24 protein-coding genes and 1 pseudogene are annotated in these 23,174 nt (G+C 72.6%); 9 read left to right on the top strand and 16 right to left on the bottom strand.

The genetic code is table 11. From position 1 onward, the window contains the following. Window positions 1-50 precede the first annotated feature (50 nt). The 4 genes from B085_RS0104980 to B085_RS0104965 form a co-directional block, all read right to left on the bottom strand. Window positions 51-557: a hydrogenase maturation protease gene (locus tag B085_RS0104980; RefSeq protein ID WP_026250688.1), complete on the bottom strand. Its 507-nt coding sequence runs from the start codon at window positions 555-557 to the stop codon at window positions 51-53. Between the two features lie 79 nt (window positions 558-636). Then, window positions 637-1,560, bottom strand: a complete 924-nt coding sequence (locus B085_RS0104975; protein WP_018557459.1) for a universal stress protein — start codon at window positions 1,558-1,560, stop codon at window positions 637-639. Between the two features lie 156 nt (window positions 1,561-1,716). Beyond that, the gene (locus B085_RS41290; protein ID WP_018557458.1) at window positions 1,717-1,998 is read right to left on the bottom strand and encodes a dsRBD fold-containing protein; all 282 of its coding nucleotides are present in this window, start codon (window positions 1,996-1,998) and stop codon (window positions 1,717-1,719) included. A 49-nt stretch (window positions 1,999-2,047) separates the two neighbouring features. Next, entirely contained in the window at window positions 2,048-3,556 is a 1,509-nt protein-coding gene (locus B085_RS0104965; protein WP_018557457.1) for an AAA family ATPase, read from the bottom strand. A 298-nt stretch (window positions 3,557-3,854) separates the two neighbouring features. On the opposite strand from B085_RS0104965, the gene B085_RS45450 reads away from it, so the two are divergent. The 9 genes from B085_RS45450 to B085_RS41275 are packed head-to-tail and all read left to right on the top strand — an operon-like array spanning window position 3,855 to window position 11,516. Further along, complete coding sequence (locus tag B085_RS45450; protein ID WP_158689659.1) at window positions 3,855-4,301, top strand: hypothetical protein; 447 nt, start codon at window positions 3,855-3,857, stop codon at window positions 4,299-4,301. Next, window positions 4,298-5,224, top strand: coding sequence for a hypothetical protein (locus tag B085_RS0104955; protein WP_018557455.1), 927 nt, complete (start codon window positions 4,298-4,300; stop codon window positions 5,222-5,224). Before B085_RS45450 ends, B085_RS0104955 begins: the two co-directional genes overlap by 4 nt. A gap of 19 nt (window positions 5,225-5,243) precedes the next feature. Continuing rightward, window positions 5,244-6,617, top strand: a complete 1,374-nt coding sequence (locus B085_RS0104950; protein ID WP_202470471.1) for an ATPase — start codon at window positions 5,244-5,246, stop codon at window positions 6,615-6,617. After that, the gene (locus tag B085_RS0104945; RefSeq protein ID WP_018557453.1) at window positions 6,614-7,033 is read left to right on the top strand and encodes an ATP synthase subunit C; all 420 of its coding nucleotides are present in this window, start codon (window positions 6,614-6,616) and stop codon (window positions 7,031-7,033) included. The genes B085_RS0104950 and B085_RS0104945 overlap by 4 nt, the downstream gene beginning before the upstream one ends. 2 nt (window positions 7,034-7,035) lie before the next feature. After that, on the top strand, window positions 7,036-7,257 hold the full coding sequence (locus tag B085_RS0104940; protein ID WP_018557452.1) for a hypothetical protein: 222 nt from the start codon (window positions 7,036-7,038) through the stop codon (window positions 7,255-7,257). Next, entirely contained in the window at window positions 7,254-7,757 is a 504-nt protein-coding gene (locus tag B085_RS41280; RefSeq protein WP_018557451.1) for a V-type ATP synthase subunit E family protein, read from the top strand. Before B085_RS0104940 ends, B085_RS41280 begins: the two co-directional genes overlap by 4 nt. Then, the gene (locus B085_RS0104930) at window positions 7,745-9,490 is read left to right on the top strand and encodes a V-type ATP synthase subunit A (protein ID WP_018557450.1); all 1,746 of its coding nucleotides are present in this window, start codon (window positions 7,745-7,747) and stop codon (window positions 9,488-9,490) included. The genes B085_RS41280 and B085_RS0104930 overlap by 13 nt, the downstream gene beginning before the upstream one ends. Further along, entirely contained in the window at window positions 9,487-10,878 is a 1,392-nt protein-coding gene (locus B085_RS0104925) for a V-type ATP synthase subunit B (RefSeq protein WP_018557449.1), read from the top strand. Before B085_RS0104930 ends, B085_RS0104925 begins: the two co-directional genes overlap by 4 nt. Continuing rightward, window positions 10,875-11,516 carry a V-type ATP synthase subunit D gene (locus tag B085_RS41275; protein ID WP_018557448.1) on the top strand — a complete coding sequence of 214 codons (642 nt, stop codon included), beginning with the start codon at window positions 10,875-10,877 and terminating at the stop codon, window positions 11,514-11,516. The genes B085_RS0104925 and B085_RS41275 overlap by 4 nt, the downstream gene beginning before the upstream one ends. A gap of 30 nt (window positions 11,517-11,546) precedes the next feature. Here B085_RS41275 and B085_RS0104915 read toward each other — a convergent pair whose 3' ends face one another. The 12 genes and pseudogenes from B085_RS0104915 to acsA form a co-directional block, all read right to left on the bottom strand. Next, complete coding sequence (locus B085_RS0104915) at window positions 11,547-12,425, bottom strand: universal stress protein (RefSeq protein WP_018557447.1); 879 nt, start codon at window positions 12,423-12,425, stop codon at window positions 11,547-11,549. A gap of 60 nt (window positions 12,426-12,485) precedes the next feature. Continuing rightward, a complete protein-coding gene (locus B085_RS0104910) occupies window positions 12,486-13,376 on the bottom strand; it encodes a universal stress protein (RefSeq protein ID WP_026250685.1) in 891 nt (296 codons plus the stop codon). An 18-nt stretch (window positions 13,377-13,394) separates the two neighbouring features. Next, entirely contained in the window at window positions 13,395-13,865 is a 471-nt protein-coding gene (locus B085_RS0104905) for an Hsp20/alpha crystallin family protein (RefSeq protein WP_018557445.1), read from the bottom strand. 135 nt (window positions 13,866-14,000) lie between these two features. Next, window positions 14,001-15,488, bottom strand: a complete 1,488-nt coding sequence (locus B085_RS0104900) for an AAA family ATPase (RefSeq protein ID WP_026250684.1) — start codon at window positions 15,486-15,488, stop codon at window positions 14,001-14,003. A 109-nt stretch (window positions 15,489-15,597) separates the two neighbouring features. Next, window positions 15,598-16,476 carry a universal stress protein gene (locus B085_RS0104895; protein ID WP_018557443.1) on the bottom strand — a complete coding sequence of 293 codons (879 nt, stop codon included), beginning with the start codon at window positions 16,474-16,476 and terminating at the stop codon, window positions 15,598-15,600. Between the two features lie 187 nt (window positions 16,477-16,663). Next, window positions 16,664-17,650, bottom strand: a complete 987-nt coding sequence (locus B085_RS0104890) for an Acg family FMN-binding oxidoreductase (RefSeq protein ID WP_018557442.1) — start codon at window positions 17,648-17,650, stop codon at window positions 16,664-16,666. Between the two features lie 62 nt (window positions 17,651-17,712). Next, window positions 17,713-17,958: an acyl carrier protein gene (locus tag B085_RS0104885; protein WP_018557441.1), complete on the bottom strand. Its 246-nt coding sequence runs from the start codon at window positions 17,956-17,958 to the stop codon at window positions 17,713-17,715. Continuing rightward, complete coding sequence (locus B085_RS0104880) at window positions 17,955-18,935, bottom strand: 2-oxo acid dehydrogenase subunit E2 (protein ID WP_234018510.1); 981 nt, start codon at window positions 18,933-18,935, stop codon at window positions 17,955-17,957. The genes B085_RS0104885 and B085_RS0104880 overlap by 4 nt, the downstream gene beginning before the upstream one ends. Before the next feature lie 147 nt (window positions 18,936-19,082). Further along, window positions 19,083-19,280: pseudogene (locus tag B085_RS50480) on the bottom strand (biotin/lipoyl-containing protein); the annotation flags it as partial. A 16-nt stretch (window positions 19,281-19,296) separates the two neighbouring features. After that, complete coding sequence (locus tag B085_RS0104875) at window positions 19,297-20,289, bottom strand: alpha-ketoacid dehydrogenase subunit beta (protein ID WP_018557439.1); 993 nt, start codon at window positions 20,287-20,289, stop codon at window positions 19,297-19,299. Further along, window positions 20,286-21,320, bottom strand: coding sequence for a pyruvate dehydrogenase (acetyl-transferring) E1 component subunit alpha (gene pdhA, locus B085_RS0104870; protein WP_018557438.1), 1,035 nt, complete (start codon window positions 21,318-21,320; stop codon window positions 20,286-20,288). The genes B085_RS0104875 and pdhA overlap by 4 nt, the downstream gene beginning before the upstream one ends. Further along, window positions 21,317-23,113: an acetate--CoA ligase gene (gene acsA, locus B085_RS0104865; RefSeq protein ID WP_018557437.1), complete on the bottom strand. Its 1,797-nt coding sequence runs from the start codon at window positions 23,111-23,113 to the stop codon at window positions 21,317-21,319. Before acsA ends, pdhA begins: the two co-directional genes overlap by 4 nt. Window positions 23,114-23,174 lie beyond the last annotated feature (61 nt).

Genomic DNA, 23,174 nt, shown 5'->3' with positions numbered 1-23,174 from the left:
GCTGCGGCGCTCGCGCCTGAACCACGGCGGTGCCGCGCGCGGTTTCGCCCTTACGGCCCCTGCCGGCCGCCGGTACGCGAAGTGAGATCGCGCGCGATGCGTTCGGCCAAGGGCTGGACGGCGTCCGCGACCGCGGGGCTCAGCCCCGTCCCCAGCGACCTGTCGGCTCCCTCGACGGCGTACACCACCAGATCGGCCGGTCGGCGCCCCAGGGCGTCGGCGAGACGGAGGGCGTGGGCCACGCCGAGTCCGTGCGTGCTGTGCCGGCCGGCTTCCGGCGGCGGTACTTCGCCGGGCGACGGGCACCAACGGTGGACACGCCCGGGAAGCGCGGCCGACGGGAAGCAGGCGTCGACGACGACCGCCCGGTCGGCGTCCTCCCACAGCGCGATCAACTGCCCGGGGTCGCCGGCGGACTCCCGCAGCACCGTTTCCTTCGGCAGCCGGATCCCGGCGGAGCGACCGCGCAGCGTTTCGATGAGGGCCCAGCCGACGCCGTCGTCCCTCCGGAAGACGTTTCCCACCCCGATGACCACCGCACCCGCTCGATCGCGCATTGCTCACCTCCTCCGCGGGCCATTGCACCACCCGCGAAGCCGGCGCACGCGTTGACGCGGCGAGCGGGGGACCCGCCTCCTACCGCCGCCCGGGCGCCGGGACGGGGACGACCACCACGGGGCACTGGGCATGGTGCAGCAGGACGCGGGCGACCGGGCCGAGCCGCATGCCGGTCCTTCCGGGGCGGCGGTGCGCGGCCACCACGACGAGGTCGGCGTCAGCGGTTGCCCCGACCAGTACGTCTGTCGCCCTGCCGCGCACCGTCTCGATGTCCGTGGCCACCACGCGCTGGTCCGTACGCAACCGGGCCACCGCATTGACCGGCACGCCCTGCTCGGCGCGTGCGCGCTCGGTGAACCCCGCCGTTGCACAGCCGGGTGACCCGCCCGTTCGGCGGGTCCAGACGTGCAGCACCGTCAGCGGGACGCCGCGACGTCCGGCCTCGGCGAAGGCGAAGGCAGCCGCCTCGGTGTCCGCGCCGCTGCGCAGACCCAGCAGCACACGGCCACGCGCCGGATGCGCGGCTGCCCCACCACGCACCACAAGGAGCGGGCAGGGGGAGTGCGCGGCCAGGCGCAGGCTCACCGAGCGCAGCAGCGTCCCGGTGACGCCGCCGTGTCCACGCGTCCCGACCACGGTCAGGGCCGCGTCATGGCCGCGGCGGACCAGGACGCTGCCAGCGGGCCGGTCGACCAGGGACGTGCTCACCCGTAGCCCCGGCCGCAGCTCCTCGGCCCGCGCCGCGGCCTGACGCAGTACCGCCTGAGCTGTGTGGTAGGGCCGGGGCCCACGGCACAGCCCCTGTCCGCGCCCGCCCCAGGGCCGCCCGTGAACGATCTCCAGCCGCACGCCTCGGCGATCGGCCTCCGCGACCGCCGCCTCCAGCGCGGTCCCGGAGTGCGCCGATCCGTCCACGCCGACGACCACGTGACCGAACAACTCCGGGTTCGGCGGCGGCTCCCACCATGTGGAGCCCATGTCCCTGTCGATGCCGGTGTCCATCTGGCGGTGTCCCCTCCGCTCGTGCGGCACGGCACCGCGCCGACCGCCACACCCAGCGTGGACACGCCGGCAGGCGGAGGCCCGGGGCCGGACGGCCCGACGTACGGGCCGAACCGCCCCGGCCGGCGGGGCGTGCGAGAAGACGTCACCGCGGCGCTATTGCTCGTCGGCCGTGGGACCTGGCGGTTCCTCCCACTGTGCCGAGCGGCCACGTGCGTCCTCGGCGGCCGCGGCCTGCACCCGACGACCCAGGTCCTCCAGAGCGCGGCCGGCGGCGAGTTCGTCACCGATCTCGGGGACGGCATCGGCAGACGCGCGTCGGGCCACACCTGTACCGGCGACGTTCGAGGTGTCCCGGGTCGTCAGGAGGGCACGGGCGTGGGTCTCGTCCCCGTGCTCGGTGATGTAGATCTGAACGCTCCACTGCTTCGCTTCCATGTGATCACTCCCGAGGGGCTTCCTGGCGGACGCGGACCGGGTCCGTGCGCTACTCACCGTGGTACAGACGCTCGGGGCCGACCAGGACGACGTCCCCGCGCAGCTCCGCCTGGAGGAGGCCGGAGCTGAAACCCGCCCCGCCGTAGCAGACGGGCCCGGCACGACTCACGTCCTCGCCCCGCTCGGAGAGGTCGGACAGCACGTGGCGGAGCCGCTCCAGGTGCTCCAGCCCCATGGCTTCATTCCAACAGGCCGTGCCGACCGAGAGCAGGACCCCCGGACGGTTGCCCACCCGGCCACGGACGCCCACGTCCACGTCGATGCCGGTGCTTCGTCCCGGGACTGGCACAGAGCCGGACGACACCGCGGTGACCACCGCGTCGGAGATCGCCGGCGCGCCGAACGTAGGGGCGGCGGCGAACCGCTCGGCCCAGTCGCGGCAGACGTCTGCGAAGTGACGTCCGGCGGTGTCCGTGTGGAACGTGCCCCGAACCCGCTGCCACACCGTGGGAGCAGGTTCCCGTTCGAGGACCGAATCGTGGGGACGGATGATCGCGTGGTCGAAGGCGAGCAGGGGCTCGACGATCCGGTACCGGGTGACAGCGGGGCGCAGGATGTCCCGGCTCTCCTCGAGCACGCAATGGTCGTGCAGGGTGGCAAGGGCGTGCGAGACGTCGGTGAGGGGCCGCTCCAGATGGCCGGCCATCTCGCCGGCGGTGACGTGACCCGAGGCGATGGCGGTGAGCACGGAGTGGCACAGGGCCCGGTCCCGGTGGTCCGTTGCCTCCTCGACCAGGTGACCGGCCTCCCGGAACAGCGGTAGTCGCGCATTGAGGACGGTCCTGCACACCCAGTCGTCGAAGTCGTCGAGTCCGGCCGGTACGTCGTCACCGACGAAATCACCACGGTAGGCCGGTGTCCCGCCGACGACCGCGTGCACCAGCATCGCGAGCCGGGTGTCTTCAATGCCCCAGAAGCGCGCAGCCTGCCGGAAGTCCAGTGACGGCACGACGAGTTCCAGCCGGACATGACCACGCAGCGGTGACGGGGCCCCGAAGAGCCTGCGCATGACCGGCGTGGAGTTTCCGCACAGGAAAAGACGCGTACGGGGCGGCCGAAGGCTCGCCTCGGCATCGTGGAGCGCTCGATGGAGTAGCGCGGGCAGGGACGGGCTCTGCTCCACGAGCCCCGGGATGCCGTCGACGACCACCGGTACGGGGCGGTCTTCCCCGAGAGCCAGCAGCGCATCGACAGCGTCCTTCCAACTGTGCGGCTCTCGGGGCGCGGGCCCGGTCGTGCGGCGCTCCAACTGGTTGCCGAGACGCTGCAGGGACTGCGCAGCCGACTCGTCCTGGCCGCAGAAGTAGAAGCCGCCCATGGCATTCGCCAAGGCCTCGAGCAGAAAGGAAGTGCCCTGTCGTGGCCGGCCCGTGACAACGCCGAGTGCGGGTCCGGGCCCCGGGTCGCAGACGAAGTCGACGAGGGCCGACCACTCGGACTCCCGGTCGAAGATCTTCTCCGGTCGCGCGGGGCGGGCCGTCGCACCAGGTGATGGCACCGGTCACTCCCCTCCACGAAGGAGCCGCCCACGGTCGCGGAACGCCGACGGGCCGGAAGAGGCTACGACAGTCGTGAGCCGGTCGGCATCGGCCGTCGCGAGAACTCCGGGCTGTCGAGCGCACGCCCTCACCTCATCGTGATCGCCGCCGCGCACGGTCGCAATTCGTGCACCGGCAGCCACGTCGCGACGTCCCGAGGACGGAACCCGGCCGCCCGTACCTGAACAGGCGCCGGCCGCCATCGACGGGGACAGTGGAGAGAGGGGGGAACCGTGGGAACCCGAGGAGCATCGTGTGGTGGCATTCCGCGATTTCCTGATGCGCTTCCGGCCGACCGGCCTGCCGGGTGCCGCCGCCGCCGGAGGGGTGCCCGCCGACCGCAGCGCCGAGCTCAGGGCCGAACTGGAGCCCGCGCTCGCCGCCCTGGACTCCACCGGGGCCCTGGCCCGGACGATGCTTGAGGCGGCGAACCACGAGGCCGCCCGACGACGCGAGACGGCTCGTCGTCAGGCTGCCGAGATCGTCCAGGCCGCGCACGTCCGCGCCGAGAAGGAGACGGCTCGCGTGATGGACCGGGAGCGATCCGCAACGCGGGCCGAGTTGGTACGAATCCGGGCCGGAGCCGAACGGGAGCTGGCCGAACTGCGCTCCCGTGTGGAGCGCCGTATGCCCGGGTTCGTCGACCGGCTGGCCGCCGACTCCACCGAAGCGCTCCTCGGCGGGCCGGAGGCGCGGGATCCATGAGCGCCGTGCAGGTGGCGGGCGCGGTGCGCGCCCGGTCGATGCTCTCGCGATGCCTGGCACCGGCCGCCGTCGCCGACGTGGCGGCCTCCGCCACGCTGCACCAGGCCCTGGCCCGTCTGACGGCCACGCCCTACCGCCACGACCTGGCCCCGGCGGCCGGCCTCGCCGAAGCGCAGCGCTCCGTCGCAGCCACCCTGCTGTGGCATCTGCGCGTGCTGGCCGGCTGGCAGTCGCGCTCCGGAGCAGCCGCCGTCCGCCTGCTGGCGTCGGGTTTCGAGATCGCCTGCATCGAGGCACATGCCAGGGCCCTGCAGGCTGGGGTCCCCCCTTACCCGCCCTACCGGCTCGGCACGCTGAACACGGCTTGGCGACCGATCTCGGCAACGGCGTCACCCGGCGGGTTGAGGTCCGCGCTCGCGGCCTCCGCATGGGGGGACCCAGGCGCACCCACCGCGGCCGCCCTCGCGACAAGCCTGCGCGTATCGGCCGCACAGCGCATCGCAACCGCGGTTCCCGGCGCCGCTGCCTGGGCGTCCGGCCGGCTGGCTCTGCTGGTGGCACGAGAGACGTACCTCATGGGCAGGGAAGTGCCCGGGCCCGCGGCCCGGCGCGCGGCACGGACCATCGGGCCGGCGGCCATGCGGGCGCTCAGCTACGGCGACTTCGTCCGCCGCCTCCCCGCCGACGCGCGGTGGGCCGTCAGCGGCATCGAGGAACCCGGTGAGCTGTGGAGGGCAGAGTTGCGCTGGTGGGACAGGGTCGAGCGGGACGGGCGAGGACTGCTTCGGCGTGCGGCCTTCGGCTTCGCCCCGGTACTCGGCGCGGTCGCCCTCCTGTCCGTGAACGCCTGGCGGGTTCGGGCCGCGCTGGAGCTGGCCGCCCGCGGCGGTGGCGATCCGGAGGCCCTCGATGCGGTGGACTGAGCAGACACTTCCCGTGCGCATGCAGCGGGTCGCGGTGGTGGCTCCCTACGACAACCTGCGCGAGACGCTGATCCGGGTCGCCGAGAGCGGCTGCGTGCAGATCGACCTCATCGACGACCCAGCGCACATCACACCCGGTCCCGCCGCGCGTCACCTTGGCGCTGTGCAGGCCGCCCACGTGACGCCGGTGCTGGCCGAGACCCCGCCCGACCTCGACACCCTCGAACACGACCACCGCATCGACCTGCTGACCGGTGAGCGCGAAATGGAAGAGCGAATGGACAGCGCCGTACGGCGCGCCCAGGTCGCAGCCCTGGCGGGATGGTGTCCACGCGACCGGCTGGCGGCCGCGGCCGACCGACTGGCCGCCTGCGGAGGGTCACTGGTGGCGCTGCCCCTGCCCCCGGGATCCGAGCCGCCGACCCTCCTGCGGGCCGCCGGCTCCCTGCGAGGCTCCTTCGCCCCGTTGATACGGGTCTACGGGACCGTGCCCTACAGGAACCTCGACCTCACGCTGCTCGCCGGACTCGTCTACGTCGTCCTGTTCGGTTTGATGTTCGGTGATGTCGGATACGGGGGCCTGCTCGTCCTGGGGGCTTTCTTCCTTCGGCGGGGAAAGCCTGGACCGCTGGCGAGGTGGCGCCACCTGTGGCCGTTCGTTACTGCGGCCGGCGTGGCCGGCATCCTGGCTGGAGCCGCCTACGGCGAATTCTTCGGACCCACCGGTGTACTGCCCGTGCTGTGGCTCGATCCCCTGCAGGAGCCGATGCGGTTGCTGCTTTCCGCTCTCGGCCTCGGCGGCGTCCTGCTCGTCCTGTCCTACGCGGCCGGAGCGGTCAACCGGTGGAGAGAGGGGGGAGGCACAACGGCCCTGTACGCCCTGTCGGGGATAGCAGGAGCCGTGCTCTTCTCCGGGCTGGTCTGCGTCGGTGTCGGCCTCGCCCTCGGACGCACCAGTTGGTGGGTGCTGGGGGGCTCGGCGGCGACCGCGGGACTGGTCCTCGCAGGAACCGGGCTGTACGCGCTGACCCCCGGAGGCGCCCCTGGGGTGCTCCAGGCCGGGATCCAGCTCGTCGACGGTGTCATCCGGATCGGCGCCAACGTCTTCTCCTTCGCCCGTGTGGCGGCGTTCGGGCTGACGCACGCGGCACTCGCCGCCGTCGTCTGGCAGGGGACGCGCGCGCTCGCGGCCCACGGCGCACCCGGCATCGTCGCGGCCGGCGCCCTGTTCGTCGTCGGTACCGCAGTCACCTTCGCCCTGGAAGCCCTGGTGGCCGGGGTCCAGGCGCTGAGGCTGGAGTTCTACGAGCTGTTCTCACGGGTCTTCGAGGGGCAGGGCCACCCATTCGAGCCCTGGCACCCACCCGTTCAGCACAAGGAGGCGCCACCGTGATCGCCTGGCTCATCGCCCTGCCCGCCGTCGTGGCGGCCTTCACCCTCACCCACCGAGTCCTGCGCCGCAGGGGACGCGCCGTCCTGCGGGTGATCACCGTGATGAACCTGCTGTTGCTGGTCGGGGCCGTCGCCCTGGTGGCGGTCGCGCTCACCGACACGCCTGCCGCCGCCAGTGGCACGCAGACGGCCGCCGCGTCGTCCGGCAACTCGGCCGCCCTGATCGGCGCGGCCATCGCGGTCGCCGGAGCCTCCATCGGCGCGGCCATCGCCGTCGCGTACACCGGAGCCGCCGCCCTCGCCGCGCTGAGCGAGCGACCCGAGCTGTTCGGCCGGGCCATCGTCGTCGTGGGACTTGCCGAGGGGATCGCCATCTACGGTCTCGTCGTCGCGATCCTCCTGATCGGGAAGGCCTGACGATGGGACGTGTCACAGCCGTCGGGGAACAGCCCCGAGTCGCAGGTCTGGCCCTGGCCGGGGTCGACGTCATCGTCGCCGAGGGCGCGCATGCCGTCCACGAGGCCTGGCAGGCCCTGCCTGCGGACGTCGATCTCGTCATCCTCAGTCCGGCGGCGGCTGCGGCCCTGGGATCCGAGCGGCTGTCGTGCGGCCACCCCCTGACGGCGGTGATGCCGCAGTGACGGACTCGTTGCAGCCCGTACGGGACAGCCTGCTGCGTCGTGCACGGGCGGAAGCCGACCACCTCCTCGCGAGGGCCGACAGCGACGCCGAGGCGACCTTGGCCGAGGCTGAGGACCTCGCCCGGGCGATCATCGCCAAGGGCCGCAGCATGGGCGAGGCCGAGGCTGCGAGAGCCCGTGCCGCCGCGATCACGGCGGCACACCGGCAGCAACGCGCCGATCGGCTCCACGCACAGGCCAGGGCCTACCGCGAACTGCGCCGCCGGGTCGCCGAGCGGGTCATGGCGCTCCGCGACGAGCCGGACTACCCCCGCCTCCTCGACACGCTCACCGGGCGGGCCCGAGCCCTGCTCGGGCCGGACGCCGAGGTCCGGGAACACCCCACAGGAGGCGTGGAGGCCCGGGTGCCGGGACGCCGCGCCGACCTCACCTTGGAGTCGGCAGCCCTGCGGGTGGTGGACGGCGCAGGCTGCGCGCTGGAGAGCCTGTGGACGCCCTGAGCCCCGGCGGCCCGCCCAGTCACGTGCTGCGCGTCACCGGACCGCTCGTCGAGATCGAGTACACCGGCGGCATCGCGATGCACGACCTGGTCCTCCTCGGCGAGGCCGGGTTGCCCGGTGAGGTCGTGGGCATCGAGGCGGGGGTGGTCACCGTCCAGGCCTACGAGTACACCGGCGGTCTCGCGCCGGGACACCCCGCCCGTGGGGCGGGACACCCGCTCTGCGCCCGCCTGGGACCCGGACTGCTCGGAGGGATCTTCGACGGTCTGCTGCGCCCGCTGACCGGGATCGGCGACCGTATCCGGCCAGGTGCGGCCGTGGAAACCACGGGCCGGGAAGGTGATGGGCGCTTCGTGCCCTGCGTCTGCCCGGGACAGCGGGTCGGCGAGGGCGAGGCCGTCGGGGAGGTGCGGACGGCAGGACCGGTGACCTTGCGCGTCCTGGTGCCTCCCGGCGTCACCGGCGAGGTGGAGTGGATCGCGCCCGCCGGGGACCGCGAACGCGACGCGGTGGTGGCCGTCGTCGCAGGAACCGAGATCGCGATGACCGGTTCGTGGCCCGTGAGGCGTCCGCGTCCGGTACGCGCGCGCCGGATCCCGCGGCACCCCCTCACCACCGGCCAACGCGTCGTCGACCTGCTGTTCCCCGTCGCCAGAGGCAGTACCGCGGCCGTACCCGGGGGATTCGGAACCGGCAAGACCATGCTGCTGCAACAGATCGCCAAATGGTGCGACGCCGACGTGATCGTCTACATCGGCTGTGGCGAGCGCGGCAACGAGATGGCCGACGTCATCGACGAGCTGTCCGAACTGGAGGATCCCCGTACCGGCGGGAGGCTGGCGGATCGCACGGTCACCGTCGCCAACACCTCCGACATGCCGATGATGGCACGCGAGGCCGGTGTCCACACCGGCATGACGGTGGCCGAGTACTTCCGGGACATGGGCCTGGACGTGGTGGTCATCGCCGACTCCACCTCGCGGTGGGCCGAGGCGCTGAGGGAGTTCGCCTCGCGTTCGGGAGAGCTCCCCGCCGAGGAGGGCTACCCGGCGGGCCTCGCCTCCAGCATCGCCGCCTTCTACGAACGCGCAGGCGCGGTGACCACGCTTGGTGGCGGGCAGGGCTCCGTGACCGTCATCGGCGCGGTCTCACCGCCCGGGGGTGATACGGCCGAACCGGTCACCGCGCACACGGAGCGCTTCGTCCGTTGCCTGTGGGCGCTCGACCGCGACCTCGCCTACGCGCGTCACTATCCCGCCGTCTCCTGGGCCGGATCGTTCTCCAGGGACGCGGCGGTCCTGAGCGAAGGGCCGACGGCGGGGGACCCGTCCGACCACCGCCGGCGTGTCGGCGCCCTGCTCGCGGAGGCCGACCGGCTCGGGCCCCTGGTCGACCTCGTGGGCATCACCGCGCTCCCGGCACAGGAGCGGATGAGCGTGCTCGCGGGCCGCCTCGTCCGCGAAGGACTGCTCCAGCAGAACGCGTTGTCGGCACGGGACGCCTACAGCAGCCCGGAGAAGACGGCCGCGCTGGCCGAGGCCGTGCTGGCCGTCACCGATCGGTGCCGCGAGATCGTCGCCGCCGGAGGAAGCCCCGAGCCCGTTGAGCAGACGGACTTCGGGCCGCTGCTACGTGCCCGTGAGGCAGCCGGGCCCCATGACGCCGCAGAAGTGGCGAGCCGGCGCGACGAGATGCTGCAGGCGCTCGACGCGCTGCCGAAGGCTGCGTCATGACGGCGCGGAGCGAGGTGGAGTACAAGAACGTCCGCGACGTGCGCGGCCCGCTCCTGGTCGTCGAAGGGACCGAGGGCGTCGGATGGGACGAGTTCGCGGTCATCACCCTCGGCACGGGGGAGCGGCGGCACGGACTCGTCGTGGATGCGGACCGGGACCTCGCGGTGGTCCAGGTCCTGGAGGACACGGCCGGAATGGACCCACGGCGGCTGCGCGTGGCCTTCACCGGCCGCCCTCTGCACATCCCGGTGGGGCCCGGCTGGCTCGGCCGGGTCTGCAATGGCCGCGGCGAGCCTGCCGACGGCGGCCCGCCGGTCACGGCGGCGGAGCAGGCGGCCGTGACCGGCTACCCGATCAATCCGGCGCGGCGCGGGCCACCCGCGGAACCGGTGCTCACGGGTGTGGCGGCGGTGGACGGGCTCGCCACTTTGGTCCGTGGGCAGAAATTGCCCGTCTTCTCCGTCGCGGGGCTGCGGCATCTGGAACTCGCGGTGCAGATGGCCGCCCAGGCCACCGTCGGTGGCGAGCCGTTCAGCGTGGTCTTCGCCGGCATGGGCCTGACGCACGCCGACGCCTGGTTCGTCAGGGAGGCGCTGGAGGAACGGTCGGCCGGCGGCGAACTCGTGCTGCTCGTGAACACCGCCGACGAGCCGGTGATCGAACGCCTCCTGACCCCGCGTGTCGCTCTGACCGTCGCCGAGCACCTGGCGTTCGCCATGGGCCGGCACGTCCTCGTCGTCATGACGGACATGACGAGTTACGCCGAGGCGCTGCGTGAGGTGTCAGCGGCCCGCGGGGAGATCCCCGGCCGCCGCGCCTACCCCGGATACCTCTACAGCGACCTCGCGTCCCTGTACGAGCGCTGCGGGCGGCTGAAGGACCGCCCCGGCTCCGTGACCGTACTGCCCGTGCTGACCATGCCCGCAGGGGACATCACCCACCCGGTTCCCGATCTGACGGGATACATCACCGAGGGACAGATCGTGCTGTCCCGAGATGCGGAAGCACGAGGTGTCTATCCGCCCGTGGACGCGCTGGCATCCCTGTCCCGCCTGATGCGCAAGGGTGCCGGTCCCGGCCGCACCCGGCCGGACCACCTGCAGGTGGCCGCCCAACTCCTGGCCGCCCTCGCCCGCGCCCGCCAGGTCGGCGAACTGGCAGAACTGGTGGGACTCGAGGCGCTCAGCCCGGCGGACCGCCGCTATCTGGACTTCGAGGCAGCCTTCCTGCACCGATTCGTCGACCAGCGCCCCGACGAGGCGGTGACTCTCGACGAAACTTTCGAACGCGCCTGGGACGTGCTGCTCACCCTCGGGCCCGAGCAGTTGACGATGCTTCCACCGGAGCTGCGCCACGCTCACGGCGTGCACATGGAGCGCCCCACGTGAACGGCGGCCACCGCGCCCCGGGACGAGCGGCACGCCTGCGGCTGCGGCGCAGCCTGCACGTCGCCTCCCACGGTGCGGATCTCCTCGACCGCAAGCTCCACCTCCTGCACAGGGAGCACGACGCCCTGTCCCGTACGCAGCGGGACTGCGCCGCCGGCTGGCGGGCCTGCGTCACCGACGCCGAGACCTGGCTGCTGCGCGCGGTGGTGATCGGCGGAGAACACGCACTGATCGCGGCCGCCGCGGGTGCGGGCGGCCCCGCCGTCGTCACGGTGGAGTGGACCACCTCCCTCGGGGTGCGCCGGCCTGCCTCCGTGGCGGTCCAGGTCCCGCCGCGCGCGCCGGATACGGCGGCGCCCGGCAACACGGCCCTGCTGCGCGCCGAGGCCGCCTACCGGGAGGTGGTGACATCGGCCGCCTCGTATGCGGCGGCTTCGTCGGCGGTACGCATCGTGGAAGCCGAGATGAGTCGCACACAGCGTCGAGTGCGTGTGCTGCGCCGTCACTGGATTCCGCGGCTCCAGCGCGAACTGGACCGAGTGGACCGCGCCTTGGAGCAGGCCGAACACGAGGACGCGGTGCGGCTGCGCCGGGCACACGCATGGCACGGGCACGGGGGCCCCGCGGGCCGGGGATGAGCACGGCGGCCAACAGGCCCCGATGGCGTGTCACCCGCGTGGCACCAGGGCCACAGGACACGCCGCGTGTTCCAGTACCGCCTGGGCGACCCGCCCCACCGGGGCCGAGAGGAGCCCGGTGGCATCACGGCTTCCGAGCACCACCAGATCGACGTGCGCGGACTGAGCGACCAGTGCGCCTGCAGCCGACGGGACCCGTACCACCTCCTCCGCGACCCTCACGTTCGGATACTCCTCACGCACGGCGGCCACGAGGGGTGCGGTGTGGTCGGCCTGCCGCTCGGCCACGGCCCGGACGGAAGCGACCATGGGTGCCATGCTCTCCAGATGGTGCGTCAGGGTCCATGCACCGAGCACCCTCAACGCGGCATCCCGTCGCTGTGCGTACAGGGCTGCGAAGCGGACCGGAAGGATGTCGCGGGCGTCACGGGCACCGACCAGGACCGTTACCGCTGGTGTCCTCGGCTCCCCGCGCACCACCACCACCGGTCCGGTGGCCCACCTGGTCACCTGGCGTCCGACCGACCCGAGCAGCAGTGACGGGAAACCGCCGAGTCCTCGGGAGCCCACGACGACGGTTCCCCTCGCCCCCGCCGCTTCGACCAGGCTCTCCGCCGGATCGCCGCGGCTCGTGGACGTCGTCACCTGCAGTCCCGGAAAGCGGCCGGTCGCCTTTCGGGCGGCCCTGTCCGCCCTGTCCGCCGCTGTGTCCAGGATGGGCCGTATGACGTCCTCCGTGAGTTCGTCGGGAAGCAGATCGACGTGCGTCGCGCAAAGGATCTGCAGGGGTCGGCCACGCGCGGTGGCCTCCTCGGCCGCCCACAGCACCGCGCGGGTGGAGACGTCGGAGCCGTCGGTGCCGACGACGACCGGGCCGTCGGGAACGGGCGGCCGGGAGTGCTCGTCCATGGGGATCTCCTGTCCGTGCCGGGGGCCGGCGGTCCGGGCGGGCGACGGACGCGCCCGGGTCTAGGCAGCCGCCGTGCCCGACGGCGGGACGGTGATGACGGGGCAACGCGCGTGATGGAGCACACCCTGGCTCACCGACCCCAGCAGCAGGCCGCTGAAGCCGCCCTGCCCCCGCGTTCCCACGACGAGCGCGCACGCCCGCTCGGACGCCTGGGTCAACACCGCCACCGGGTGACCCCGTACGACCTCCTGAGTGAGGTCCACCCCGGGGTAGGCGGCGCGGTGCCCCGCCACCGACTCGGACAGCAGGCGGCGGCACTCCCGCTCGGCGGCGCCCTCGTCCAGAACGCCCAGCAACGGCGGGTGCCACACGTACAGGGCGCGCAAGGCCGCTCCATGAAGCGCGGCCTCCTGGAAGGCCAGGCCGACGGCCGCGGCGGAACGCGGATGTCCGTCGACACCCACCACGAGGTATCGGGACCGCTCGTCGGTCTCCTCCGGTTCGGGGACCACGACGACGGGACACGGGGCGTGAGCGATGACCGGAAGCGCCACTGAGGCAGAAGTGAACAACTCCTGTACGGCGCCGAGGCGCCACGACCCAAGGACCACCATGGCGGCCCCCGGCGCCATCTCCCGTACGACCCAGGCTGGATGACCTTCCACCAGTTGCGTGCTGACCGCCACGCGGGGCTGCCGGGACCCGACGTACGCGACCGCTCGCTCGAGCAGCCGCTCGCCCTCCACGTGCAGGGCCGCGTTCCAGCGCTCCCAGGAAGGCAGGACTTCCCCCGAGGTGTAGCCGGCCGTGGGCACTCCCTGGGCGTAGACCAGGGTGAGCGGCAGATTCCTCAGTGCCGCCTCGTCCGCGGCCCAGGTCAGTGCGTTGCGTCTCGCCGGATCCGGGTCGACACCGACGACGATGGGCCGGGGTCCCCATGTGCCGGACATGGTGCGGTCGGCTGCCCGTCAGCTCTCGGTGATCCGGACGTGCCGGGGCTTCGCGCTCTGGGCCTTGGGAACGGTGACGGTCAGGACGCCGTCCGACAACTGGGCCTTGACCTCCTCGGCGTTGACGCCGGTGGGCAGCAGGGCGCGGTACTCGAAGTGTCCCGACCGCCGGGTGCTGCGGCGCAGGACGCCTTCGCGTTCGCGTTCCTTGTACTCGCCGGTGATGCGCAGGTGCTGGTCGTCCACCTCGACGTCGATGTCCTCGCACTTGATGCCGGGCAGCTCGGCCTCGATCACATAGGCGTCGTCGGTCTCGTGCATGTCCGCCAGGGGCGACCAGGCGCCCGCGGGTGTCGCGGCGGCCGAGGCCAGCAGATCGTTCATACGGCCGAAGAGCTCGTCGAACTCGGACGCCATCGGCTCGCCCCAGCCGAGGGCGGGAAACCCTTCCATGAGCCGGCCGGGCCGGCGGTGGGCGGGCAGGGTCATCGCGGTTCACCTCCGCGATTGGACGGTAATGGTCTTGTTTCCATACTGCGCCCGGCCCGTCGGGCGGAGCCAGTCGAGCGTGGTCCGCCGGGACGAGGCGCGACCCGCCACGGGCGGGGCAGCCCGGTGTCCCGCTCAGCCGGGTTCCATGTACGGGCGGCGGAAGGGCGGGGCCTGGGCCGTGCCCGAGGGGCGCATGACGCTCAGTGCTTGTGCCACGGCGGATTCCAGAGATCCGCTGGTGTCGACCGCGACGGCCTCCTCCCAGGGCGGTTCCGTGGCCGCCAGCTCCCGGGCGATGGCGGGGCCGGCGTCCGACGCGCCCGGGCCGCGGGCGCGCAGCCGGGCCGCGGACAGCTCGTCGGGAACCGCGCAGTGCAGGGCGACCAGGTCGGCACCCGCGTGTTCGGCTGTGCGCATCGCCGCTTCACGTTGTCCTGGATCGGACCAGGTGGCGTCCAGGACCACTGACTCGCCGTGGGACAGCAGGGCGAACGCGCGGTCGAGGAGCCGCTCGTAAGTCCTGCCCGTCCACTCCGGGGTGTACAGACCCTGGAGGTAGTCGGCGGCCGCGGATTCCTCCACCGGGATGCCGGCCAGTTCCTTGCGGAGGCGGTCGCTGCTGAGGAGGGTCAGTCCGAGCCGGTCGGCCAGCGCTCCGGCGAGGGTCGACTTGCCACTGCCTGGCAGGCCACCGACGACGGTGAGGCCGACAGAGGAGGTCCGCAGGTGCCGCAGTGTCGCCGTGAGCAGCCGCCGGTACGCGGCGGCGCCTGCGGTCGCGCCCTGCGTTGCCTGGACCAGGGAGACCTTGGCGCGGACGAAGGCGCGGTAGGCGACGTAGTGGTGCCACAAGGAGCGGGGGGCGGGGTCCCCGGAGTACTCGCTGTAGCGGCTGAGGAAGAACGAGGCGGCCTCCGGGGCGCCGAGCTGTTCCAGGTCCATGGCCAGGAAGGCGGCGTCGTCGAGGCCGTCGACGAAGCGCAAGTGGTCGTCGAACTCGAGGCAGTCCAGGACACGGGGGCCGTCGTCGAGGCAGAAGACGTCGTCGGCGAGCAGGTCGCCGTGGCCGTCGACGATGCGGCCCTGCTCGATGCGGGCATCGAACAGCGGCTTACGGCCTCCGAGATAGCGGCCGACGAGTCGCTCGGCCTCGTCCAGGTCGTCACTGACGCCGCCGTCAAAGCGGTGGTCGCCACCCAGGTCCCTCACCTGGTCGAAACTCGCCGACCAGCGCCCGGCCAGCGCGTCCCGGGTGCCCTGCTCCTCGACCTCCCGGCGTCGGGGTGCGTCGGCGTGCCGCGCGGCGAGCAGTCGGGCGACGGCGCGCAGGACGTCGTCGACGTCGGCTCCGTCGCGGACGAGCCGGGACAGGCGGCGGTCCGCGGGCAGGCGTCGCATCACGACCACCGGCTCCGGCGCGTCCGTGTCCGGGCTGCGCAGCTCTCCCACGCCCAGGTAGACGTCCGGCGCGAAGCGCCGGTTGAGGGTGACCTCCCGCTCGCAGGCGGCGCGGCGGGCCGCAACGGAGGTGTAGTCGAGGAATGCCAGGTCGACGGGCTTCTTGACCTTGTAGGCGTGGTCGCCGAGGAAGATCAGCACCGCGGTGTGGGTCTCGCAGATCTCCGCACGCGGGAGCGAAGGCCCGGCCGTTCCGGGGCCTCGTCCGGGCGGCGCGACGGACGCATCGGCCTGCGGCGGTGGCGCCGTCACATCAGTGCCCCGGTCCTTCTCAGTCATGAGGGACGACCGCCACCGGGCAGCGTGCGTGGTGGACGGCGGCCGATGCCACCCCACCCAGGTGCGGTGCGAGGGCGGGCCGGTGCTCGCGCCTGCCGACGACCAGCAGCGCGGCGTCGGCCGCAGCGTGGAGGACGGCCCTGGCCGGGCTCTCCAGGCGCACGGAGTCGGCCGCGATCACCTGCGGGAACTTCTCCCGCCAAGGACGGAGCACCTGGAGCAGATCCGTGTGCGCTTCCTTGCGGATCCTTTCGGTGAGATCGTGGTCCACACCCCAGGGGACGTGCGCGTGCAGAGGCAGGCTTCGGCCGTGGATCGCGCGGAGCGGCGCGCCCAGCGCCGCAGCGCTGGTGAAGGCGAACTCCAGCAGGTCGTCGCAGGGGCCGTGAAGCTTCAGGGCGACGACCACCACTCCTCCCAGGTCGTTCGAGATGGGCTCCTGTTCGGTGCCGGGGCTTCCCGCGCGTACGAGGACGACAGGGCACGCAGCACGGGAGACGACGGGCATGCCGATGTCGCCGAGGAAGTAGCTGGCGACCGGCTCCAGGCCCCGGGAGCCGAGGACGACCATCTCGGACTCCGACGCCGCCTGGAGCAGGGCGTGCTCGGCGTCGTCGGCGACCAGGTTGCCGACGATCGTCAGACCCGGATGACGGGCCTGCAACTCTGCGCGCGCGTTGTGGACCAGCCGTTTCGCCCAGTAGTTCTGGTCGACTTCCGCCGGCAGACGCGTCGGTTCCGGCGCGAGCATGGGCCAGGCGTGCAGCAGCCGCAGGGTGAGCCTGCGCCGTTCGGCTTGCCCGGCCGCCCAGCGAGCGGCGGCGAGGCTCTCGGGCGAGCCGTCGAGACCGACCGTGACGACCGGATCCATCGTGCTGCCTCCCTTCCGTGGGTACCCCGTGTCGCGGCTCGGTGCCCGGCGAACGGGACTGACGGACGTATCCCCTCCCGGCACCGGGCCGTGCGGTGCCACGTTCGAGGACTACCGCATGGCCTTGTCGAGCGCACCCCGGACGGGACGGTGGACGGGCCGCCGACCCCCGTGCGGCGGGGTCGATTCACCCGATGTCGAGTACGTCGGCCACGGGCCGGCGTGGCGTGGCGGCGCACTCGGGTCCGTACCCCAGGCGCAGCACCATCTGGGGATGACCGACCGGTGCGCTCGGGTCGCGTACGGCCCAGCGCAGGTCGGACCGTTCCAGTGCCTGGGAGGTCAGCGCGGTGGACAGGCCGCTCAAGGTGGCCGTGAGCAGGACGCGTTCCATCGCCTGCCCCGCGCGCAGCCAGTCGGCCGGTCCGTCACCGGCGGTGCAGAGCAGCGCGAGGTGCGGCGCGTCCTCGAAGGCCACCGCCTCCCGCCCGGCGACGGGCCGCCTCCCGGCGAAGTCGCGGACCGGAGTGCGCCCGCCCCGCTCGCCGGGGCCGAACGCGTACTCGGGCACGCCGTCGGTGGCCGTCTGCGCCTCGGTGCCCCTGCGGGTCCAGTGTGCGAGTTCCTCGAGGCGCCCGGGGTCGGCCGCGTCGCGCCCTTCCGCGTCGTGGACGAGTTCCAGCAGCTCCCGTGCGTGCCAGTCACCGGGGAAGACGAGCTGCGCGTCCTCCTGGCGGGCCGCTTCCTGCAGCGCTGCGCGGACGGCCGGTGGGACCTCCGTTGCCTCGAACGGGGAGCGGCTGGTGTGTCGGCGATGTACGGCCGGATACAACTGCGCGAGCCCGGAGTCCGGGTGTTCCGTCCCGACCAGGCGCACCGCGGCGAGGAGCCACCGGTTCCGGGGGTCGGGAAGCAGAGTGACGTTCGTTTCCCAGCCCGCATGGGCGGCTGCGGTCCGCAGATTGCACAGGGCGGCCCCGCACCCCAGGTGGAGCCCGCGGTCGTCGGGGTCGGCGAGCGGCATCCGCCGCGCGGGGTCGCCACGTAGGTGCAGCGCGCCTTCCGCCCTCTGGAGGCGGAACCTCCAGGGCTGGGCGTTGTGCATGGACGGGGCCGCGATGGCGGCCTCCACGAGGGCCGACGCGAGCCTCGTGTCGATTGCGTGCCCGGGCACCTGACCATCTCCTTCCGCTGCCTGCCCGGCTTCCATGCCCGCGGGGCGACGCCGCCGGGACGTCACGCCGTGTGCGCGACGAGGAAGTCGGCGCTGTCCGAGAGCGTGGTGAGCGCGGGGTAGTCGTCCTCGTCGATGTCGACGCCGGTCCGCTCCACGAGGGTCTCGACGAACCCGAGGAAGTCCAGGGAGTCCAGTTCCAGGACCTCCCGGAAACTGTCGTCCGGTCCGAGGTCGGTGAAGTCGGCGTCCGGCACGATCCGCGCGATGGATTCCTTGACGGTGTCCAGGGCTTCGGTTCGGTTCACAGTTCCTCCGGTCGTTGCAGCAGCCGGTCCACCGTCGTCAGGTAGCGGCCGCCGATGGCTCCGTCGGTGGCCCGGTGGTCGGCCGAGAGGGTGGCCGTCACGGCGGGCCGCACGCCGATGAGCCCGTCGACTGCGCAGGGCCGCTCGACGACCGCTCCGAAGCCCACCAGGGCCACCTGCGGCGGATAGATCACTCCGAAGACGGACTCCACCCCTTGATCCCCGAGGTTGGTGACGGTGATGGTCGCCCCGGTGGTTTCCGACGCGCGCAGCCTTCCGGTGCGCGCCCGGTCCACCAGGTCCTTGAGCGCGGCCATGAGGTCGGCCAGGGACAGGGTGTCGGCGTCGTGCAGTGCGGGGACCAGCAGGCCGCCGTCCCGCAGTGATATCGCCACACCGAGGTGGACGCCGGAACCAGCGACGAAGCCACCCTCCTGCCAGTAGCCGTTGAGTTCCGGGACCCGCTGTGCGGCCGTGGCCGCTGCCTTCAGCAGCAGCGCCGCCGGTACCAGCCGCCGGGAGGCGGGTCTGCTCCGGTTCTGCTCCCGCATCCAGCCCAGGGCGCCGCCGAGGTCGATGCTCGTGGACAGGTAATAGTGCGGGATCTCCCGCTTGGAGCGGGCCATGAGGTCGCCTGTGGTGCGGCGCATGGCCGCTGGACGCTCCCGCCGCCGGGCCCGGTTCGTGTCGGGCTGCGGTGCCGGCGCTCCGGCTGCCTTGCGGACGTCCGAAGCGCGCACCACGCCGTTCCTGCCGGTTCCGGCGACGTCTTCGAGACGTACCTTGAGTTCCTCGGCGAGGCGGCGGGCCAGCGGGGAGGCGTGCACCCGGGGTGCGGGGGCCGGAGCAGGAGCCGCGTGCTCGACGTCGGCCTTGGTGACGCGGCCACCCGGTCCGCTGCCGTGGAGACGAGCCAGGTCCAGGCCCCTTTCGTGGGCGAGTGCGCGGACCAGCGGCGTGGCCACGGGTTCGCCCACAGCGTCCGGCCTCTCCTGGGGAGTGCCGGGTGTCCCGTGGGGCCGGCCGGCCGGAGCTGGTTCGGCAGGAGGCGGGTGTGACGGACGGGCGGATCGCGGTTGCCGCGCCGTCCGCCGTTGCGGCCGGTCAGAGCCGATGACCGCCAGCGCAGTACCGACGGGAACCGTCGTCCCGGGCTCCACCAGGAGACGTTCGACGGTCCCGGCGTGGAAACACTCCGCCTCGATGGTCGACTTCGCGGTCTCGATCACCGCCACGACGTCGCCCCTGTCGACATGCTGACCCGGTCGTACGAGCCACTCCTGCACCAGGCCCTCGTCCATGTCGGCGCCCAGGGACGGCATGGTGAATTCGGGCATGTCAGCCGACCACCCGGTGTGCCGCCGCGACGATGTCGCCGACCTGGGGGAGCGCCGCCTCTTCCAGCCGCCGTGCGTAGGGCATGGGCACCTCGGCGCTGCACACGCGCTCCACCGGGGCGTCGAGTTCGTAGAAGACCTGTTCGGTGAGGCGGGCGGAGATCTCGGCGGCGAGGCTGCCGGTGCGCCAGCCTTCGTCGACGACGACCGCCCTGTGGGTCCTGGTCACGGAGCCGGTGAGGGTGGCGTCGTCCAGGGGCCGGAGGGTGCGCAGATCCACCACTTCGGCGCTGATGCCCTCGCCGGACAATTCGTCCGCCGCGGCGAGGGCCTTCGGCAGCGATCCGCCGTAGGCGATGACGGACAGATCGTCGCCGCCGCGCCGGACGGCGGCGTTGTCCAGCCCTGTCGGAGCGGAGGCTGGGTGGAGCTCGCCGGAGGCGTTGTACAGGGAGCCGTGCTCGAAGATCAGCACCGGGTCGGGGTCCGCGATGGCCGGGGCCAGCATGCCGCGTGCGTCCTCCAGCGTGGCGGGGGCGAGCACGCGGATGCCGGGAATGTGGGCGTACCACCCTTCGAGACTGTGAGAGTGCTGGGCGGCCAGTTGTCGCCCGGCGCCGGTGGTCATGCGGATCACCAGGGGCACGGAGAACTGCCCGCCGGACATGTGCAGCATGGTGGCGGCGGTGTTGAGGATCTGGTCCAGGGCGAGCAGGCTGAAGTTGACGGTCATGATCTCCACGATCGGCCGCATGCCGGCCAGGGCCGCGCCGATGCCCGCACCCACGAAAGCGGACTCCGACAGGGGGGTGTCGCGGACCCGCTCCGGCCCGAACTCCTCCAGCAGACCCAGGCTCACGCCGAAGCAGCCTCCGTACCGGCCCACGTCCTCACCCATCAGGAAGACGCGGTCGTCCTCGCGCAGCGCCTGTCGCAATGCTTCGCGCAAGGCCTCGCGGTACGTGGTCTTCGTACCGTTCCCGGGGTCGCTCACGGCTCGCTCGCCTCCCCGGTCTCCTGGGGCGGGCTCGTCACCTGGCGCAAGAGTGCCTCGACCGGTTCGGCCGGAGCCCGCTCGGCGGCGTCGACGGCTGCGTCGATCTCCTCGCAGATCCGCTGCTCGATACCGGGGAGTTCCCTGTCGACGGGCTCTCCCGCTGCGCGCATCCGCCCGAGGAGGAGATCGATCGGATCGCGTTCCTTCCACCGCTCGATCTCGGCCTTGTCACGGTAGCGGTCGGAGTCGTACATGGAGTGGGCGCGGAAGCGGTAGGTGCGCAGCTCCAGGAAGTGGGGTCCGTTGCCCGCCCGGATGCCCTCGACCGCCCGCCGGGTCGCGCTCGCGACGGCGTGGACGTCCATGCCGTCCACCGCCCACGCGGCCATGCCGTAGGAGGCCGCGCGCATCGCCAGATCCGTCTGGGCGTGCTCCCTGCGCAGAGCCGTGCCCATGGCGTACTGGTTGTTCTCGCACACCAGCAGCAAGGGCAGGTCCCACAGTGCCGCGAGGTTGGCGGTCTCGTGGAACTCGCCCTCGGCCATGGCCCCGTCACCGAAGAAGCAGCACGTCACTCGGGGGCGGTCGCACATGCGGTCGGCGAGTGCGAGGCCGGCGGCCAAGGGCAGGCCACCCCCGACGATGGCGTTGCCCCCGTAGAACCGGTGGGTCGCGTCGAACAGGTGCATCGACCCGCCGTGTCCCCGACTGCAGCCGGTCACCTTGCCGTACATCTCCGCCATGACCGACTCCGCCGAGATCCCGCGCGCCAGGGCGTGCCCGTGCTCGCGGTAGGTGGACACCACGGCGTCCTCCGACGTCAGGGCGGCGCAGACGCCGACGGCCACGGCTTCCTCCCCGATGTACAGGTGGACGAAGCCACGGATCTTCGCCGCGCTGTACAGCTCCACACAGCGCTCCTCGAAGCGGCGGATGCGCAGCATCACGGTAAGCGCGTCACGGTCGGGCGTGCTCTTGGGTGCGGCCTTGCGGGGATGCGTCCGCGGGGGGCGCGCGGCGGCGGTCACGATGATCCCTCCAGTGTCGAGGTGTCCCCCTCGGGCAGTCCCAGTTCGCGGGCCCGCAGCAGGCGACGCATGACCTTGCCGCTGCGGGTCTTGGGAAGGTCCTGGTCGAACGTGATCTCGCGGGGGGCCACGGCCGGGCCCAGCCGACGGCGGGAGAAGGCCAGCAGTTCCCGCCGCAGGGCCTCGTCCGGCCGGTGGCCGGGCCGCAGGGAGACGAACGCCTTCACGACCGCCCCGGCCACCACGTCGGGCCGGCCGATGACGCCGGCCTCCGCGACCGCCGGGTGCTCCATGAGCGCGCTCTCCACCTCGAACGGCCCGATGAGGTGACCGGCCGACTTGATCATGTCGTCGGCGCGTCCGACGAACCAGTACCAGCCGTCGGCGTCCTGCCGCGCCACGTCACCGGTGAGGTACCAGCCGTCGGCGAAGACGGCGTCATAGCGTGCCTTGTCGTGCAGGTAGCCCCGGAACATCGAAGGCCAGCCCGGCCGCAGCGCGAGTTCCCCCTCCGTCCCCGGTTCGCGTACGACGGTGACGCGGCCGCCGGTCACCCGGGCCCGGCCGTCCTCGCCGCGTTCCAGGACCGTCGCCTCGATGCCCGGCAGCGGGCGGCCCATGGAACCGGGGCGGATCTCGGTGCCCGCGAAGTTGGCGATCATGATGGCTCCGGTCTCGGTCTGCCACCAGTTGTCGTGGACCGGCAGACCGAGCGCCTCCTGGCCCCAGAACACTGCCTCGGGATTCAGGGGTTCCCCGACCGAGGCGATGAAGCGCAACGCGGACAGGTCGTATGCGTGGGTCATCTCATCGGCACCGTGCAGCGACGTGCCCCGCATGAGCATCCGCACGGCCGTGGGGGCGGTGTACCAGACCGACACCTTTTCCTCGGCGAGGATCCGGAACCAGCGCCGCGCGTCGTAGTCACCCTCGTCGACCACTGTGGTCACGCCGTGGACAAGGGGGGCGATGACGCCGTACGACATGCCGGTGACCCAGCCCGGGTCGGCGGTGCACCAGTACACGTCCTCGGGGTGGAGGTCCAGGGCGTAGCGCGCCGAGGCATGGTGGGCGACGACGGCCTCGTGCACATGGACCGCCCCCTTGGGCGTGCCCGTGGTGCCGCTCGTGAAGTGGAGCAGGGCCATGTCCTGCGGATCCGTGGGCGGAATGGTGAAGTCGTCCGGGGCGGCGGCCATGAGGTGTTCGAACGATTCGGTTCCGGGCAGCGGCTGCGCCGGGGGTGGCCCTGTCAGCAGTACGTGTTCCAGACCGGGTAGTTCGGCGCGCCGGCCGGCGACCTTGCGCCGGTAGAGCGCTTCCGTGGTGACCAGGACGCGCGCGTCGCCGAGCCGCAGCCGTTGGGCCACCGGATCGGGGCCGAAGGCGGAGAAGAGCGGACACAGCACGCTGGTGTTCTTCAGGGTGCCGAGCACGGTGACGTAGAGCTCGGGGCAGCGGCCGAGCAGAGTGAAGACGCGGTCACCTCGTCCCGTGCCCAAGGCCCGCAGGACGTGGGCGAACCGCGAGGAGGCGCGGGCGAGTTCAGCGTACGAAACGGACGTCGTGGTGCCGTCGCGTGTCACGCAGCGCAGCGCGGTCCGCCCGCAGGAGCTTCCTCCCGCGTGCCGGTCCACGGCCTCATGGGCGATGTTCAGGCCGCGGCCGTCCGGCAGACCTGCCAGGGCGGTGCGCGCCCGCTGCCACGTGAAGTCCCGGCGGACCTGCTCGTAGTCGACGAGATTGGGCGTCACGAGAGGGTGCGGTTCCTTGCGGATCGTCTCCCATGCCACAGGACACTCCCTCCATGGCCTGGCCACGAGGATCGGGCCAGCGCAGTCCGGCCGTCATGGG

The sequence above is a fragment of the Streptomyces sp. BoleA5 genome (assembly GCF_000373665.1).
Taxonomy (GTDB): Bacteria; Actinomycetota; Actinomycetes; order Streptomycetales; family Streptomycetaceae; genus Actinacidiphila.
The sequence above is the reverse complement of the archived record's forward strand: the minus strand, read 5'-3'. Positions and strand labels throughout refer to the sequence as shown.

Excerpts from the sequence above, each read along its gene's own strand:
- B085_RS0104980 (WP_026250688.1), bottom strand. The coding sequence starts at position 557 with ATGCGCGATCGAGCGGGTGCGGTGGTCATCGGGGTGGGAAACGTCTTC.
- B085_RS0104975 (WP_018557459.1), bottom strand. The coding sequence starts at position 1,560 with ATGGACACCGGCATCGACAGGGACATGGGCTCCACATGGTGGGAGCCG.
- B085_RS41290 (WP_018557458.1), bottom strand. The coding sequence starts at position 1,998 with ATGGAAGCGAAGCAGTGGAGCGTTCAGATCTACATCACCGAGCACGGG.
- B085_RS0104955 (WP_018557455.1), top strand. The coding sequence starts at position 4,298 with ATGAGCGCCGTGCAGGTGGCGGGCGCGGTGCGCGCCCGGTCGATGCTC.
- B085_RS0104950 (WP_202470471.1), top strand. The coding sequence starts at position 5,244 with ATGCAGCGGGTCGCGGTGGTGGCTCCCTACGACAACCTGCGCGAGACG.
- B085_RS0104940 (WP_018557452.1), top strand. The coding sequence starts at position 7,036 with ATGGGACGTGTCACAGCCGTCGGGGAACAGCCCCGAGTCGCAGGTCTG.
- B085_RS0104925 (WP_018557449.1), top strand. The coding sequence starts at position 9,487 with ATGACGGCGCGGAGCGAGGTGGAGTACAAGAACGTCCGCGACGTGCGC.
- B085_RS0104915 (WP_018557447.1), bottom strand. The coding sequence starts at position 12,425 with ATGGACGAGCACTCCCGGCCGCCCGTTCCCGACGGCCCGGTCGTCGTC.
- B085_RS0104910 (WP_026250685.1), bottom strand. The coding sequence starts at position 13,376 with ATGTCCGGCACATGGGGACCCCGGCCCATCGTCGTCGGTGTCGACCCG.
- B085_RS0104905 (WP_018557445.1), bottom strand. The coding sequence starts at position 13,865 with ATGACCCTGCCCGCCCACCGCCGGCCCGGCCGGCTCATGGAAGGGTTT.
- B085_RS0104895 (WP_018557443.1), bottom strand. The coding sequence starts at position 16,476 with ATGGATCCGGTCGTCACGGTCGGTCTCGACGGCTCGCCCGAGAGCCTC.